Source organism: Streptomyces sp. NBC_00620 (genome assembly GCF_026341825.1).
Classification (GTDB): Bacteria; Actinomycetota; Actinomycetes; order Streptomycetales; family Streptomycetaceae; genus Streptomyces.
On record NZ_JAPENY010000003.1, the window covers coordinates 1,384,397 to 1,399,763 of the forward strand.

The window sequence follows — 15,367 nt, forward strand, 5'->3', positions numbered from 1 at the left end:
GGGTGGGGTGCGGGTGGTTCACGAGATTCTCCCTTCGTGGCCGTTGGGGGTCGCCCGGGCCGCGCGGTGGAGGAACTGGAGGGACTGTTCGGCGAAGTGGGGGCCCGCGTGGGAGTGGCGGGGCAGTTCGACGACGGTGAGGGCCTGGTAGCCGGTGGCGGCCAGGGCTTCGAGTACGGGCGGGAAGTCGATCTCCCCGTCCCCGAACGGGAGGTGTTCGTGGACGCCGCGGCGCATGTCCTCGATCTGGACGTGGCGCAGCCAGGGAGCGGCGGCGCGTACGCAGTCGGCGGGTGAGAGGGGTTCCAGGCACTGGCAGTGACCGATGTCGAGGGTGAGACCGAGGGCGGCCGGGTCGCCGAGTGCTCGGCGGAGGTGGTGGAAATCGGCGAGGGAGGAGAGCAGATGGCCGGGTTCGGGTTCGACGGCGAGGGGGACGCCGGCACGGGTGGCGGCGTCCAGCACGGGGGCGAGCGCCTCGGCCAAGCGCTTCCAGGCCGTGTCCTCGTCCGTGCCGGCCGGGGTGACTCCGCTGAAGCAGTGCACGGCGTGCGCACCGAGGTCCGCGGCCACCCGCACGGCGCGGGTGAGCAGGTCGACACGGCGGGCACGGTCCTCCGGATCCGGGTCGAGGAGCGACGGACCGTGTTTGCGCCGTGGGTCGAGTACATAGCGGGCGCCTGTCTCCACGGTGACGCCGAGGCCCAGCGCCTGCAGTCTGCGGGCCACCTTGCCGGTACGAGCGGCGAGGTCCGGTGCCAGTGGATCGAGGTGCATGTGGTCGAGGGTCAGGCCGACGCCGTCATAGCCGAGGTCGGCGAGGAGGGTGAGGGCGTCGTCGAGACGGAGGTCGGCGAGGCCGTTGGTGCCGTAGCCGAAGCGGAGGGGGGCCGTAGGAGGCGAGGTCGGGTCGGCTCCCGTCCGCACGGTCCGGTGGGGGCTCGGGGTCATGTGACGCTCACCTTCCTCGCGAACTTGCGGGCCGCTGGGGCGAGTGCGGCGGTCAGGAGGGCGGTCACGGGGGCTCCCGCGCGGGCGGCGAGGGCGGCCTGGAGGGGGATCATGGCGCGGATTCCGCCGCCGACGGCTCGCTGGGTGAGGGGTGGTGAGGGGTTCAGAACGGCGTGGAAGAGGGGGCGGGCGAACGTCATGGCGTAGCCGAGGGCGAGGGCTCCGCGTAGGGCGGCTTCGGTGGAGTTCCGGGATGCGCCGAGGCCAGGGGCTCGGTTGAGCCACGCCCGGGGTACAGCCACGGGAACTCGGCCGCGCTGCGGGATCGATGCCTCGAATCGACCTCGGTCGGATGCCGGCCTCGATGCTTCAACAGGTCCTGGGTGAGGGGGTGTTGAGGTGAGGTCAGCAGGCTGTGGTGATACGGCCATGGGGCTGGCCCCCGGCTGCCCTGCGACCGTCGGCGCGCTCATCAGCCTCCAGGCCAGCGCGGCGGTCGTGGCCAGGGCGGCCAGCGGTGCGGCCGACGAACCGCCTTGCGTCTCTCTCCGGGACACCGCGGTCACCGCGAGGGTGTGGCCGGCCATGGTGAGGGCGGTGGGAAGGGCGTGACGGACGGAGGTGCGGCGGGGGGCGTTCGGGCCGGGGAGCGGGGGCGCGCCTCGGGGGGCACGGCTGGTGGTCGTCGCATCGAGGAGGACGTCCAGGCCTCGGGCGGCGGTACGACGTAGGGCGTTCGGGTCGGAGAGCGGGGGCGCGCCTCGGGGAGCGCGGCCGGTGGTCGTCGCATCGAGGAGGACGTCCAGGCCTCGGGCGGCGGTACGACGTAGGGGGCCGGGGAGCGGGGGCGCGCCCCGGGGAGCGCGGCCGGTGGTCGTCGCGCCGAGGAGGACGTCCAGGCCTCGGGCGGTGGCCATGGCCGCCGGGCCCGCGGGGGTTCGTTTGAGCACGAGGTCGTACGCCCAGACGGTGGCCGCGAGGGGTGCGGCGACCGCGAGGGAGGGGCCGCCCGCGCGGGCTGCCAGGGCGAGGCCCGCCGCCGTCAGGGCTCCGGCCGCCGCGAGCGCCGCGGCCGGGTGGATGCGGCCGGAGGGCAGCGGGCGGTGCGGGCGGTCCACGGCGTCCTCGGCACGGTCGGCCCAGTCGTTGAGGGCCATGCCGGCCTCGTACAGGCAGAGGGAGGAGCCGATGGCGAGGAGGGTGCGGGAGTTGGGGCGGGCACCGACCGCGGCGGCGCCCGCGAGGGCGTCTCCGGGGACGGTGAACAGGGCGGGCAGGCGCAGCAGTTCGGCCCAGGCCTTGCCCTTGGCCCTGGCCTTGGCCCTGGAGGCAGTCTCGGCACCGGCCTTGGCCCAGGTCTCGGACCCAGCCTCGACGCCAGCCTCACCACCGGCCTCGGACCTGGCTTGCACCCCCGTCCTGGCACCAGCCCTCCCCCACTGGCCAGTTCGCGGCGCATCAAACACGTCCGAGGGCCCCGACACATCGGAGGGACTCGACACGCTCGAGGGACCCGCCGCCTCGGAGCCGAGCGCCCCGCCCGATCCCCCGGCCCCCTCGCCCGTCCCGTCCGCCCTGAGCCGATCACTTGACCCGCCCGAGCTCAGCTGTCCGCGCGCCCCCAACGACTCGCCCGCCCTCGACGACCCGCCCGACCCCAGCCAGTCACCCATCCCCACCGAGCCCACCGCCCCCCACAACCTCGCAAACCGAGCCGACCGTCGCCCCCTCACAGCGCCTCCCCCGAGGACTCGGCAAGTCGCCCCGCCAGAGTCGCCAGAGCCGCGTACTGCTCCCCGAGTCCCGCGGGTGCCTCCCCCACCGGATCCTTGAAGTAGAAGGCCAGGTCGCTCAGCGGGCCGGAGAGGCCGGCGTCGTGGGCGCGGGTGACGATGCGGGCGAGGTCGAGGATCAGTGGGGCGGCGAGGGCGGAGTCGCAGCCCTGCCAGGTGGTCTGGAGGATCATGCGGGTGCCGAGGAAGCCGTCGAAGGCGATGTGGTCCCAGGCGGTCTTCCAGTCGCCGAGGGCGGGGACGTCGTCGATGTGGACCTCGCCCTCCGGTGCGGCGCCCAGGGTGTCCGCCAGCACCCGTTCCTTGCCGGCGTTCTTGGCCGCGGCGGCGGCAGGGTCGGCGAGGGACGCGCCGTCGCCACCACCGAGGAGATTCGTGCCGGACCAGGCCCGGACCGTCAGGGCCCGCTGGGCGAACATCGGGCCCAGCACGGAGCGGAGCAGCGTCTGGCCGGTCTTGCCGTCGCGACCCGCGTAGGGCAGGCCGCTGGATCGGGCCAGGGACGCCAGCGCCGGGTGGTGCAGTCCGGTGGAGGGGGTGAAGTTCACGTACGGGCAGCCGGCGCGCAAGGCCGCGGCGGCGTACAGCGAACTCGGCGGAAGTGCGGACCCGGTGGCCGCGGGCTCCGTGGAGGCCACGTTCACCACGACCGCGCGGGCCAGCCCGGATCGCCGTACGAAATCCCGTATGTCCGCCGCGAAGGCTTCGACGAGCTCGGCCGGGTCCCGGGTGTCGCCGGGGGCGGGGCCGCCCGGGCGGATCTCCCGGTCGGCGGCGGCCAGTTCGGCTTCCACCGCGGACGGGAGGCCGTAGGGCAGGACGCGCTCGGCGGCCAGCGTCTCCGCACGCTTGGGCAGCGGGCAGTCGACCGTGTCGTGGCCGCCGAAGACGAGGGAGGACAACGATGGCAGGCCGCAGTCGGAGAAGAGGGCGGTCTCGGTGACCATGCCCGTCGGGGCGTGCAGACCCGCGGTGACGGCCGCGCAGCCCGCGACGACGGTGGTGGCGACGGAGCCGCGTGCTCCGATCAGCCACACCCCCACCCGGGATTCGGAAAGGGACGCGGACATGGGCAGCCTCCTTGTCGTACGTCAACCACGGAGAACAGGAGTGAGGAATCAGCAATCAGCAGCGAGCAGGAGTGAAGAGAAGGCCAAGACGGCGGGCGGGAGTACGGCGTCTCCCGCCCGCCGCCGCTCAATCGCCCTTCACGGGCAGTTCCTTGATCCGGACGTCACGGAAGGACACCTGGTCGTCGGCCCCGTGGTTCTGGAGGCCGATGTGCCCGTCGCGCAGGCTCCGCACCGGATCGGTGTTGGTGAAATCGTTGATCTTCACGCCGTTGAGCCAGACGCGGAGCCGTTCGCCCTCCACGCGGATCTCGTACGTGTTCCACTCCCCCGGCGGGTTCAGCGCACGGTCGCGCTTCTTGATGTCGGCGGACTGGAAGCTGTACACGGCCCCAGTGGTGCGGTCGGGGGCGTCGGTCGCGTCGATCTGGATCTCGTAGCCGTTGTTCACGGCCGACCACGGGTCGTCGGAGGCCGGGAAGCCCACGAAGACACCGGAGTTGTCGTCCCCGGCCACCTGCCAGTCCAGCTTCAGCGAGTACGAACCGAAGCCGGGACCAGGATCGGAGCCGGACCCGGCGTACCAGAGCATCCCCAGTCCGCCGCTGGACGTCAGCGTTCCGTCCTCGCTCAGCGAGAACGAACCCGGGCCCGCCTGCCGCCACGCCGACAGCGACTCGGCGGTGCCGTCGAAGAGCGGCCGGTAGCCGTTCTCCGGGCGGCAGTCGGCCTGTGCGTCGCCGACGGCGTACTGGATTCCGCCCAACAGGTGCTGACGGAAGGCCGGGTCGGCGTACGACTCCTTGGTGTGGCCGGCCCCGGTGTAGAAGGCGCGGCCGCCCCGGTACTCCTGGCACCAGGCGATCGGATGGTCGCCGCTCATCGTGCCGCCGGTGTACGAGGACTCGTCGAGCGAGGCCAGGACGTGGGCGTGTTCCCGGGGATTGGAGCGGTAGTTGTACCACTCGTCGGTCCGGTTCCACGTGCTCGCAAGGCCCGAGGTCGCCGGGTGGGCCCGGTCCTCGACGTCGACCGTCGCGGGCTGGATCGCGGGGTGCGACTGGAAGTACGCCCCCGCGAGGCCGCCGTAGAAGGCCCAGTCGTATTCGGTGTCGGCGGCCGCGTGGATGCCCACATAGCCGCCGCCCCGCTTGATGTACCGCTCGAAGGCGCCCTGTTGGGCGGTGTCGAGGACATCGCCCGTGGTGGAGAGGAAGACGACGGCGTCGTAGCGGGCGAGGTTGCCGGTGGTGAAGGCTCCGGCGTCCTCCGTCGCGTCGACGGTGAAGCCGCCGGCCGCGCCCAACTCCCGTACAGCCGCGATCCCTTCGGGAATCGAGTCGTGCCGGAAGCCGGCGGTCTTGGAGAAGACCAGGACCCGCGTCTCATCGGCTCCCTTCGACGCGGCCGGTCCCGACACACAGCCGATGAGCACGGCCGCCGCCGCGGCGGACGTCATGACTCGCGCTGGTGCGCGCATCACAGCAACACCGCCTCAGCCGCTAGTCGTGAAGGTGAAGTCGTCCACGTCGTACAGCGCGCCGTTCCCGCTGCTCCCCTTGAAGACGAGGTAGAGCGAGGTCGTGCCGCGCGGGGCGCGGGACAGGTCGGCGCTCACGTCCTGGAAGGTCTCCCAGCCGCCGGTCACCGGCACGGTCGCCTTGCCCAGCACCCGGCCGGTCGGAGAGCCCGCGCGGACTTCGAGGGTGCCGCCCGCGCCGGCCGACGCGACCCGCGCCGTGATCTTCTGGGCGTTGCTCAGTACGTACGGCGTGAACGAGATCCAGTCGCCGTTGTCGATGTCGCCGACCGTCTCGCCGCCGTGCGCGGTCGCCTTCGAGATGACCGTGATCCCCGAGGACGTGCCGAAGTGCTCGGCCTGACGGTGCTTGGGCTGCACGACGGCCTGGTCGTGGCTGGTCAGCGGAGCCTGGCCACCGCCTCCGCCGTCCGTGTACTCGGCGTCGAAGACTCCGAAGATGTTCGCGTCGTCGTCGTGGCCGTCGCCCGCGCCGGTCTGGATGGTGCCGGTGCAGCCGTTGGCCGAGGTCAGCACATGGCCGTGACTGTCGTGTCCGAGGATGAAGTTGACCTTAACCTTGGCGCAGTCGATCGCCTTGCCGTCCTCCGGGTCGGTGACCTTCACCTTGAACGGAACGGCGTCGCCGAAGTTGAACAGCTGGCCGTCCTGAGGCAGTTGGAGCGTGACCGTGGGCGCGGTGTTGCCGACCACGATCTGCACGCTCGCGCTGCCGGTACGCCCGGTGGCGTCCTTGGCCGTCACCGTCGCCGTGTACGTGCCGTTCTTCTTGTACTTGTACGTCGGGTTCGCCGCGGTCGAGGTTCCGCCGTCGCCGAAGTCCCAGCTGTACGTGAGGGCGTCACCGTCGGCGTCGGTCGAACCGGCGGACGAGAACTTCACCTTCAGCGCGGCCTGTCCCGAGGTGCGGTCGGCCGCGGCCTGCGCGACCGGGGAGTGCCCGTCGGTGGCGTTCTCGATCCGGTACAGACCCGAGTGCTCGTCGCCGCCGAACCAGGCGGTGCCGTAGTCGAGGACGTACAGCGCTCCGTCGGGGCCGAACGCCATGTCCATGATCTGGGTGCCCGTCCAGGGGATGTCGTTGATGGACTGCACGGTGCCGTTGGCGTCCGACTCGATCCGCTTGATCCAGCGGCGGCCGAACTCGCCCGCGAAGAAGTCGCCGTCGTAGGCCTCCGGGAACTTCACCGGCGAGTCGAGCGAGGCGTCGTAGTGGTAGACCGGGCCACCCATCGGGGACTCCGAGCCGCTGCCGAACTCCGGGACGGACGCGCCGTCGTAGGGGATCCAGGCGGCCTGGGCCGGCGGCAGGTCGGTGAGACCGGTGTTGTTGGGCGAGGTGTTCTTGGGGGCGGCGCAGTCGAAGGCCGCGCCCGAGGTGCCGGTGGCGAAGTCGTAGTCCACGTAGGCGTCGTTGGCGCCGGTGCAGTACGGCCAGCCGAAGTTGCCGGGGGCGGTGACGCGAGCGAACTCGACCTGTCCGGCGGGGCCGCGTGTCGGGTCGGCGGCGCCGGCGTCGGGGCCGTACTCGCCGACGTACAGGATGCCTGTCGCCTTGTCGACGCTGAAGCGGAACGGGTTGCGGAAGCCCATCGCGTAGATCTCGGGGCGCGTCTTGTCCGTGCCGGGCGCGAAGAGGTTGCCGTCGGGGATGGCGTACGAGCCGTCGGCGTTCACCTTGATGCGCAGGATCTTGCCGCGCAGGTCGTTGGTGTTGCCGGCGGAACGCTGGGCGTCGAAGGCCGGGTTGCGGTCGGCGCGCTCGTCGATGGGCGTGAAGCCCTGCGACTGGAAGGGGTTGGAGTCGTCGCCGGTCGACAGGTAGAGGTTTCCGGCCGCGTCGAAGTCGATGTCGCCGCCGACGTGGCAGCAGATGCCGCGGGAGGCCTGGACGTCGAGGACCTTCGTCTCGCTCGCGTTGTTCAGGGTGCCGTCGGCGTTCAGGACGAACCGCGAGAGGCGGTTGACGCCGTCGAAAGGTGCGAAGTCGGCGGCCGTGCCGGTCTCGGGGGCGTCGCCCGCGGGGGTGTTCAGCGGAGGCGCGTAGTAGAGGTAGATGAAGCGGTTCTGGGCAAAGCCGGGGTCGAGGCCGATGCCCTGCAGGCCCTCCTCGTCGTGCGAGTACACGTCGATCTTGCCCGCGAGCTTGGTGTTGCCCGCGCTGTCGGTGAGACGGAGTTCGCCGTCGCGTGAGGTGGTCAGGACCGAGCGGTCCGGGAGCACGGCCAGCGACATGGGCTCGCCGACCTCGGGTTCGCCCTTGGCGAGGGTGACCTGCTGGAAGTCCTCGGCAGCGGCGGTGACTTCGGCGGGGTCGGCGACGGCTGCGCCGGCCGCGGGTGCGGTGAGGGTGAGAGAGGCGGCCGCGAGGATCGCGCCGCTCAGCAGGGCGAGTGCCCCGCGTAGTCTCGGGCGTCTTGTGTGGCTTCTGTTCTTCCTGTTACTGGCGTACGGGTGCACGAAATGCCTCCATGAAGGGGCTGGTCGTACGGGCGGGTGCCGCGGTGCGGCGATACGCCGGGGTGCGCCGTCACCCCGGAGAGCGGAACTCTGTGAACTGCGCGATGAAATCCGCGCCATGTGAGCCGCGCGATGTGAACTGCGCGATCCAAGCCGTGAATGTGCGATGCGGCCTAGTCGTTGCCGCCGAACGCCGCGTCGAACGATGCCGACGGTGGCTCGAAGTCGTATGCCTTGAGGCGGGTCAGGGCCTCGGGTGCGCCCTGGAGCCGGTCCATGCCGGCGTCCTCCCACTCCACGGAGATGGGGCCCGTGTAGTCGATGGACCGCAGCATGCGGAAGACGTCCTCCCAGGGGACATCGCCGTGGCCTGCGGAGACGAAGTCCCAGCCGCGGCGCGGGTCGCCCCAGGGCAGGTGCGAGCCGAGGCGGCCGTTGCGGCCGTCGAGCCGCTTGCGGGCTTCCTTGCAGTCGACGTGGTAGATCCGGTCGCGGAAGTCGTAGAGGAACCCGACGGGGTCGAGGTCCTGCCACACGAAGTGCGAGGGGTCGAAGTTCAGGCCGAAGGCGGGGCGGTGGCCGACTGCCTCCAGTGCCTTGTGAGTTGTCCAGTAGTCGTACGCGATCTCGCTGGGGTGGACCTCGTGCGCGAACCGCACGCCCTGCGCGTCGAAGACGTCCAGGATCGGGTTCCAGCGCTCGGCGAAGTCCTCGTAGCCGCGCTCGATCATCGACTCGGGAGCGGGCGGGAACATCGCGACCAGGTGCCAGATGGCGGAGCCGGTGAAGCCGATGACGGTGTCGACGCCGAAGGCGGCCGCCGCTCGTGCGGTGTCGGCGATCTCGGCGGCGGCCCGCTGCCGCACGCCCTCACCGTCACCGTCGCCCCAGATGCGGGCGGGCAGGATGGCCTTGTGGCGTTCGTCGATGATGGCGTCGCAGACGGCCTGGCCGACCAGGTGGTTGGAGATCGCCCAGCACTTGAGGCCGTACTTGTCGAGCAGTGCGTGCCGGGAGTCGATGTAGCCCGGGTCAGCGAGCGCCTTGTCGACCTCGAAGTGGTCGCCCCAGCAGGCGAGTTCGAGTCCGTCGTAGCCGAAGTCGCGGGCGAGGCGGCAGACTTCCTCGAGCGGCAGGTCGGCCCACTGGCCGGTGAAGAGTGTGAAGGTGCGCGGCATGGCTTAAAGGCCTCCTCGAACCGCTATGGGCGTATGGACCGCTATGGGGGTGTAGACGGAGTTCTTCTCTGCGCTCTCCTCCACCGCTGCCAGCACACGCTGCACTTGCAGCCCGTCGGCGAAGGACGGCACCGGACGGTGGCCGGCCGCGATGGCCTGCACCAGGTCGCGGGCCTGGTGCACGAAGGTGTGCTCGTAGCCGAGGCCGTGGCCCGGCGGCCACCAGGCGTCCAGGTAGGGGTGGTCGGGCTCGGTGACCAGGATGCGGCGGAAGCCCGCGTGCGCGCCGGGTTCGGTGTGGTCGTGGTACGAGAGTTCGTTGAGGCGTTCCAGGTCGAAGGCCAACGAGCCGCGCTCGCCGTTGAGTTCGATGCGCAGGGAGTTCTTGCGGCCGGTCGCGAACCGGGAGGCCTCGAAGGAGGCGAGGGCGCCGGAGGCGAAGCGGCCGGTGAAGAGGGCGGCGTCGTCGACGGTGACCGTGCCGACGCCACCGCCGGCTTCGGATGCCGCCGACAGGCCGCTCGTCGTCCCGCCGGGCAGCGGCCGCTCCCGTACGAACGTCTCGGTGAGCGCGGAGACCCCGACGACCGGCTCCCCCGCCAGATACTGCGCGAGGTCGATGATGTGCGCCCCCAGGTCCCCGAGCGCGCCCGAGCCGGCGACCTCCTTGCGCAGCCGCCAGGTGAGCGGGAACTCCGGGTCCACCAGCCAGTCCTGAAGGTACGTCACCCGGACGTGCCGCAGAGCTCCCAGGCGCCCTTCGGCGACCATCGACCGGGCCAGTGAAGTGGCGGGCAGCCGACGGTAGTTGAAGCCGACCATGGCCAACTGACCGCGCTGCTCGGCAGCTTCGGCGGCCTCCGTCATCACCTCCGCCTCCGCGACCGTGTTCGCGAGGGGCTTCTCGCACAGCACGTGTTTGCCCGCGGCCAGGGCGGCGACGGCGATCTCGGCGTGGCTGTCGCCGGGGGTGCAGATGTCGACGAGGTCGACGTCGTCCCGGGCGATCAGGGCGCGCCAGTCGGTCTCGGCCGCCGCCCAGCCGTGCCGGTCCGCCATCGCCCGCACGGCTTCGCCGTCACGCCCGCAGACCGCGGCGAGGACCGGTCGGCGCGGCAGGTCGAAGACGTGGCCCACGGTGCGCCAGCCCTGGGAGTGGGCGGCGCCCATGAAGGCGTAACCGACCATGCCCACGCCCAATGGCGGCTTCGCGGCCTCGGCCGGCGCCCCGGCGGCTGCCTCGACCTCGTCGCCCTGGTGCGGCTGTCCCATGCGGATGTCCTCCTCGTCGTCGTGGCGCAGTGGGGGGTGGGGGCCTGATCCGCAGGCCAGGCCCCTGGTACTGGGCGCCTCACTTGAAGCCGGTGGACATGTACTGGCCGACGTTCTCCTTGTCGACGACGGCCGAGTAGAGCGTGATGGAGGCCGGGATCTCGAACTCGGCGAGGCCGCCGATGCCCTTGGCCTGGCCGAGCGCGCGGGCGAGGTCGATGGCGGAGGCGGCCATGGTCGGCGGGTAGAGGACGGTGGCCTTGAGGACGCCGTCGTCCGCCTCGATGGCCTGCATGGCGGAGAGCGCGCCCGCGCCGCCGACCATCAGGAAGTCGTCACGCCCGGCCTGCTCGATGGCGCGCAGGGCGCCGACTCCCTGGTCGTCGTCGTGGTTCCACAGGGCGTCGAAGTTCGACTGGGCCTGCAGGAGCTGGGACATCTTGGCCTGCCCCGACTCGACGGTGAACTCGGCGGCCTGGCGGGCGACCTTCTTGATGTTCGGGTAGTTCTTCAGGGCGGCGTCGAAGCCCTGGGTGCGCTGCTGGGTCAGCTCCAGGTTGTCGAGCCCGGCGAGTTCGATGACCTTGGCGTTCTGCTTGTCCTTGAGCTTCTCGCCGATGTAGTGGCCGGCGTTGAGGCCCATGCCGTAGTTGTCGCCGCCTATCCAACAGCGGTACGCCTGGGGCGAGTTGAAGATCCGGTCGAGGTTGATGACCGGGATCCCGGCCCGCATGGCCTGCAGGCCCACCTGGGTGAGCGCCTTGCCGTCGGCGGGCAGTACGACCAGGACGTCGACCTTCTTGTTGATCAGGGTCTCGATCTGGCCGATCTGCGCGGCGGTGTCGTTGGAGCCCTCGGTGATCTCCAGCGTCACGTCCGAGTACTTCTTTGCACGGCTCTTGGCGTTGTCATTGATCGCGTTGAGCCAGCCGTGGTCGGCCTGTGGCCCGGCGAAGCCGATGGTGACCTCCTTGCCGGGTGTGTCGGAGGCGGCGGCCGGCTGGTCGTTCGCCGCGTTGTCGTCGTCGGACTCGTTGCTGGTGCAGCCGGCGAGCAGGACGCCGGCCCCGACGGCGGCGGTCCCGAAGAGCAGTCCCCTGCGGCTCGTGAGCTCTGGCATGGCGGTGGACCCTTCCCTCAAGTCGTGCTTGCGGTACGGCGCTGGACGAGCACGGCGGCCACGATGATCGCGCCCTTGGCGATCTGCTGGACGTCGCTCTGCAGGTTGTTGAGCGCGAAGATGTTGGTGATCGTGGTGAAGATCAGGACGCCGAGCACCGAGCCGACGATGGTGCCGCGGCCCCCGCTGAGCAGCGTGCCGCCGATGATCGCGGCCGCGATGGCGTCGAGTTCGTACAGGTTGCCGTTGGTGTTCTGGCCCGAGCCGGACAGGATGATCAGCAGGAACGCGGCGATACCGCAGCACAGTCCGGAGAGCAGATACAGATAGAGCCGCTGCCGTCGTACGTCGATGCCCGCGAGGCGTGCCGCCTCCGCGTTGCCGCCGACCGCGACCGTGCGGCGGCCGAAGGTGGTGCGGTTGAGGAGCAGCCAGCCGATGATCGTGACGACGGCGAAGACCATGACCAGCGGCGGAATACCGAGCACGTACGAGTCCCGCTCGCCGAGCTTCAGGATGCCGTCGATGTTGACGATCTGCGTCTTGCCGTCGGTGATCTGGAGGGCCAGTCCGCGGGCCGAGGCGAGCATGGCCAGTGTCGCAATGAACGGGACCATCGCGCCGTAGGCGATGAGCATTCCGTTGACCAGGCCGCAGGCGACGCCGACGAGCACGGCGGTGAAGAGGACGCCCGCGAAGCCGAAGTCCTGGGTGGCGACCGTAGTCGCCCAGACGGAGGCGAGGGCGACGATCGCGCCGACCGACAGGTCGATGCCGCCGGAGGTGATGACGAAGGTCATGCCGACGGTGACGACGCCGATCACCGAGGCCTGGGTGAGGACGAGTTGGAGGTTGCGGGTGTCGAGGAACTCGTCGGGCTTGGTGATGCCGCCGATGAGGATCAGGGCGGCGAGCACGCCGAGGAGGGAGAGCGTACGGACGTCGGCGCGGGCCCCGAGGGTCCGCCACGGGCTTGTCCGGTCCACCGGCGAGACCTTGCGGGTGTCACCGGGCCTGGGAGGTGACGCTGGCTGCGTCATGACGTTGACGTTCCTTCCATGACGAGGTCGAGGACGCGGTGTTCGTCGAGTTCCCGGGCCGGGGCCGTGTGGACGACCCGCCCCTCGCGCAGGACGAGCACCCGGTCGGCGAGGCCGAGCACTTCGGGCACTTCGCTGGAGACCAGCAGGACGGCGAGGCCTTCGTCGGCCAGCCGCCGGATGACGGCGTAGAGCTCGGCGCGGGCACCGACGTCGACGCCGCGGGTCGGCTCGTCGAGCAGCAGCACCCGGCAGCCGCGCAGCAGCCAGCGTGCGAGCACGGCCTTCTGCTGGTTGCCGCCGGACAGCGTCCGGATCAGGGCGGAGGGGTTGTCGGGACGCAGCGACAGCTCCCGCGTAGCGGCCTGCGCGGCTCCCCGCTCGGCACCCCGGTCGATCCAACCCCCGCGTGAGAAGCGGGACATGGACGACACCGACACATTGCGGGTGACGGACTCCAGCATCAGCAGGGCCTGCGCCTTGCGCTCCTCGGGGGCGAGCCCGAGACCCGCACGCACCGCCGCGCGTACGCTGCCGGGTCGCAACGGCCGTCCCTCGACGAGGACTTGGCCGTGCGTCGCCTTGCGCGCCCCGTAGATCGTCTCCAGGATCTCGGAGCGTCCTGAGCCGACGAGCCCGGCAAGTCCGACGATCTCGCCGGGCCGCAGGTCGAGGTCGAGCGCCTCGAACTCCCCTGCCCGGGCCAGGCCTTGGACCTGGAGAACAGGTTCGCCGGGAGGCCGCGTCACGGGCCGGTCAGGGAACACGTACTCGACATTGCGGCCCGTCATCAGCGCCACCACCTCGCGTGTCGGCGTGGACTTCGCGGGCAGCCCGCCCGCCACCGCGCGCCCGTCCTTCAGCACGGTCACGCGGTCGCCGATGCGGCGGATCTCCTCCAGGCGGTGCGAGATGTAGACGACGGCGACACCGTCCGCGGTGAGGTCGCCGACGATGCGGAAGAGGTTGTCGACCTCGTCGGGGTCGAGGGCCGCGGACGGCTCGTCCATGACGATGAGGCGTACGTCGTGGGAGAGCGCCCGCGCCATGGAGACGATCTGCTGCTGGGCGGCGGACAGTTCACCGACGAGCCGCGCGGGATCGATCTCCGAATGACCGAGTCGCTTGAGCAGCGCGGCGGTCGACTCCTTCGCCGCCTTTCCCCGTACGACGAAACCGGCGGCCGTGGGTTCATGTCCGAGGTGGACGTTCTCGGCCACCGACAGGCCCTCCACCAGGTCGAGTTCCTGGTAGATGGTGGCGATACCGAGGCGCATGGCGGCGATCGGCGACCGGAGGATGACGTGGTCGCCGCGCCAGGTGATGGTGCCGTCGTCGGGCTGGTGGGCGCCGGCCAGCACCTTGATGAGGGTGGACTTCCCGGCGCCGTTCTGGCCGAGCAGGCAGTGCACTTCGCCGGCCTGGACGTCGAGGTCGACGCCGTCGAGGGCCCGGACTCCGGGGAACGATTTGGTGATTCCGGACATGGTGAGCAGCGGTGGTTCTGATGCCATGGCTGTTCCCTTTGGCAGGCGTGCGGGCCGGTTTCAGGGCAGGGCGGAGCAGGGCGCTGTACGGGTGAGGTGACTCGAGGCCGAACGGGCCGCGAGCCTTACGCGGGTGAGAACAGGTGGTCGCTGATGAGCCGGGCCCCGCCGATGACTCCGGCGGTCGGGCCCAACTCCCCGAGAACGATGGGCAGGTTGCCGGTCGCCAGGGGCAGCGACTGGCGGTAGACCTGGGTGCGGATCGCGGCGAGCAGGGTGTGGCCGAGACCCGTCACCCCGCCGCCGATCACCACCAGGCCCGGATTGAAGAAGCTGACGAGGCCGGCGATGACCTGACCTGTTCGGTTTCCGCCTTCGCGGATCAGGTCGAGCGCGGTGGCGTCTCCCGCGGCGGCCGCGGCGGCGACATCGACGGCGCTCAGGCTGCCGTTCGCCTCCAGCCGGGTCGCGAGATCCGCCGAATGCCCTTGCTGGGCGGCCTCCGTGGCGTCGCGGGCGAGCGCGGCGCCGCTGAAGTGGGCCTCCAGGCAGCCCCGGTTGCCGCAGGCGCAGGGCCGGCCGTCGGGCACGGCCTGGATGTGCCCGATGTCGCCGGCGCTTCCCGTCGTACCGCGGTAGACCTCACCGCCGACGACGATGCCGCAGCCGATTCCCGTACCGATCTTGACGCAGAGGAAGTCGCCCACGGAGCGTGCTACGCCCGCGTGCTGCTCCCCCATGGCCATCAGGTTCACGTCGTTGTCGACCATGACGGGGCAGCCGAGATCCTGGCTGAGTGCCTCCCGGACGGGGAAGCCGTCCCAGCCGGGCATGATCGGCGGGGCGACGGGGATGCCTTCGGGGAACCGGACGGGTCCCGGTACGCCGATCCCGGCGCCGTCGAACCCCTCCGCAAGCCCCGAGGCCCTCAACTTGGCCGCCATGGCGAGGACTTGCTCGAAGACCGCGACCGGGCCCTCGCGTACGTCCATGGGCTGGTTGATGTGTCCGAGGACTTCCAGCTCGGCGTTGGTGACGGCCACGTCGATCGAGGTCGCGCCGATGTCGACGCCCAGGAAGCGCAGCGCCGGTGCGAGCCGGATGTTGTGGGAGCGGCGGCCACCGCGGGACGCGGCGAGTCCGTCGGCCACCACGAGCCCGGTCTCCAGGAGCCGTTCCACCTCGACGGCCAGCTTCGACCGCGAGAGGTCGACCTGATCGCCCAGCTGGGCCCGGGAGTTGGGGCCGCCGTCACGCAACAGCCGCAGCAGCCGGGCCTGGTGCGCGTTGGCGGGTCGTGCCGTCATACGTCTCACGAGCCCCTCCCCGCCTCAATTGGCTTGCGTCCACCAGTTCCGGCCACTTCGCCGGACCTGCTTTCGAGTGGAACGTAGCAGCGGCTGCCTGGGGTGGGAAGAAGTCGCGCACAGATTGCCGCCAACTTTCTCCACTGACA

At 71.0% G+C, this 15,367-nt stretch carries 11 protein-coding genes; all 11 read right to left on the reverse strand.

Annotated features, from left to right (window positions below):
* Window positions 1-18: 18 nt before the first annotated feature.
* Window positions 19-951 (reverse strand): sugar phosphate isomerase/epimerase, encoded by a 933-nt coding sequence (locus tag OG246_RS37420; RefSeq protein WP_266473325.1) that lies wholly within the window; start codon window positions 949-951, stop codon window positions 19-21.
* Window positions 948-2,363 (reverse strand): UbiA family prenyltransferase, encoded by a 1,416-nt coding sequence (locus OG246_RS37425; RefSeq protein WP_266473327.1) that lies wholly within the window; start codon window positions 2,361-2,363, stop codon window positions 948-950. Before OG246_RS37425 ends, OG246_RS37420 begins: the two co-directional genes overlap by 4 nt.
* Before the next feature lie 317 nt (window positions 2,364-2,680).
* Complete coding sequence (locus OG246_RS37430) at window positions 2,681-3,814, reverse strand: inositol-3-phosphate synthase (RefSeq protein ID WP_266473329.1); 1,134 nt, start codon at window positions 3,812-3,814, stop codon at window positions 2,681-2,683.
* A 127-nt stretch (window positions 3,815-3,941) separates the two neighbouring features.
* A complete protein-coding gene (locus OG246_RS37435; protein WP_266473332.1) occupies window positions 3,942-5,294 on the reverse strand; it encodes a ThuA domain-containing protein in 1,353 nt (450 codons plus the stop codon).
* A 15-nt stretch (window positions 5,295-5,309) separates the two neighbouring features.
* Window positions 5,310-7,814, reverse strand: coding sequence for a PQQ-dependent sugar dehydrogenase (locus OG246_RS37440; RefSeq protein ID WP_266473334.1), 2,505 nt, complete (start codon window positions 7,812-7,814; stop codon window positions 5,310-5,312).
* Between the two features lie 173 nt (window positions 7,815-7,987).
* A complete protein-coding gene (locus OG246_RS37445; RefSeq protein ID WP_266473337.1) occupies window positions 7,988-8,992 on the reverse strand; it encodes a sugar phosphate isomerase/epimerase in 1,005 nt (334 codons plus the stop codon).
* Between the two features lie 3 nt (window positions 8,993-8,995).
* Window positions 8,996-10,264, reverse strand: a complete 1,269-nt coding sequence (locus OG246_RS37450) for a Gfo/Idh/MocA family protein (RefSeq protein WP_266473339.1) — start codon at window positions 10,262-10,264, stop codon at window positions 8,996-8,998.
* A 79-nt stretch (window positions 10,265-10,343) separates the two neighbouring features.
* The gene (locus OG246_RS37455; RefSeq protein WP_266473342.1) at window positions 10,344-11,384 is read right to left on the reverse strand and encodes a substrate-binding domain-containing protein; all 1,041 of its coding nucleotides are present in this window, start codon (window positions 11,382-11,384) and stop codon (window positions 10,344-10,346) included.
* Between the two features lie 17 nt (window positions 11,385-11,401).
* A complete protein-coding gene (locus OG246_RS37460; RefSeq protein WP_266473344.1) occupies window positions 11,402-12,424 on the reverse strand; it encodes an ABC transporter permease in 1,023 nt (340 codons plus the stop codon).
* A complete protein-coding gene (locus OG246_RS37465; RefSeq protein ID WP_266473346.1) occupies window positions 12,421-13,938 on the reverse strand; it encodes a sugar ABC transporter ATP-binding protein in 1,518 nt (505 codons plus the stop codon). The genes OG246_RS37460 and OG246_RS37465 overlap by 4 nt, the downstream gene beginning before the upstream one ends.
* A gap of 98 nt (window positions 13,939-14,036) precedes the next feature.
* Window positions 14,037-15,218 carry an ROK family transcriptional regulator gene (locus OG246_RS37470; RefSeq protein ID WP_266474984.1) on the reverse strand — a complete coding sequence of 394 codons (1,182 nt, stop codon included), beginning with the start codon at window positions 15,216-15,218 and terminating at the stop codon, window positions 14,037-14,039.
* Window positions 15,219-15,367 lie beyond the last annotated feature (149 nt).

Excerpts from the sequence above, each read along its gene's own strand:
- OG246_RS37420 (WP_266473325.1), bottom strand. The coding sequence starts at position 951 with ATGACCCCGAGCCCCCACCGGACCGTGCGGACGGGAGCCGACCCGACC.
- OG246_RS37430 (WP_266473329.1), bottom strand. The coding sequence starts at position 3,814 with ATGTCCGCGTCCCTTTCCGAATCCCGGGTGGGGGTGTGGCTGATCGGA.
- OG246_RS37435 (WP_266473332.1), bottom strand. The coding sequence starts at position 5,294 with ATGCGCGCACCAGCGCGAGTCATGACGTCCGCCGCGGCGGCGGCCGTG.
- OG246_RS37445 (WP_266473337.1), bottom strand. The coding sequence starts at position 8,992 with ATGCCGCGCACCTTCACACTCTTCACCGGCCAGTGGGCCGACCTGCCG.
- OG246_RS37450 (WP_266473339.1), bottom strand. The coding sequence starts at position 10,264 with ATGGGACAGCCGCACCAGGGCGACGAGGTCGAGGCAGCCGCCGGGGCG.
- OG246_RS37455 (WP_266473342.1), bottom strand. The coding sequence starts at position 11,384 with ATGCCAGAGCTCACGAGCCGCAGGGGACTGCTCTTCGGGACCGCCGCC.
- OG246_RS37460 (WP_266473344.1), bottom strand. The coding sequence starts at position 12,424 with ATGACGCAGCCAGCGTCACCTCCCAGGCCCGGTGACACCCGCAAGGTC.
- OG246_RS37465 (WP_266473346.1), bottom strand. The coding sequence starts at position 13,938 with ATGGCATCAGAACCACCGCTGCTCACCATGTCCGGAATCACCAAATCG.
- OG246_RS37470 (WP_266474984.1), bottom strand. The coding sequence starts at position 15,218 with ATGACGGCACGACCCGCCAACGCGCACCAGGCCCGGCTGCTGCGGCTG.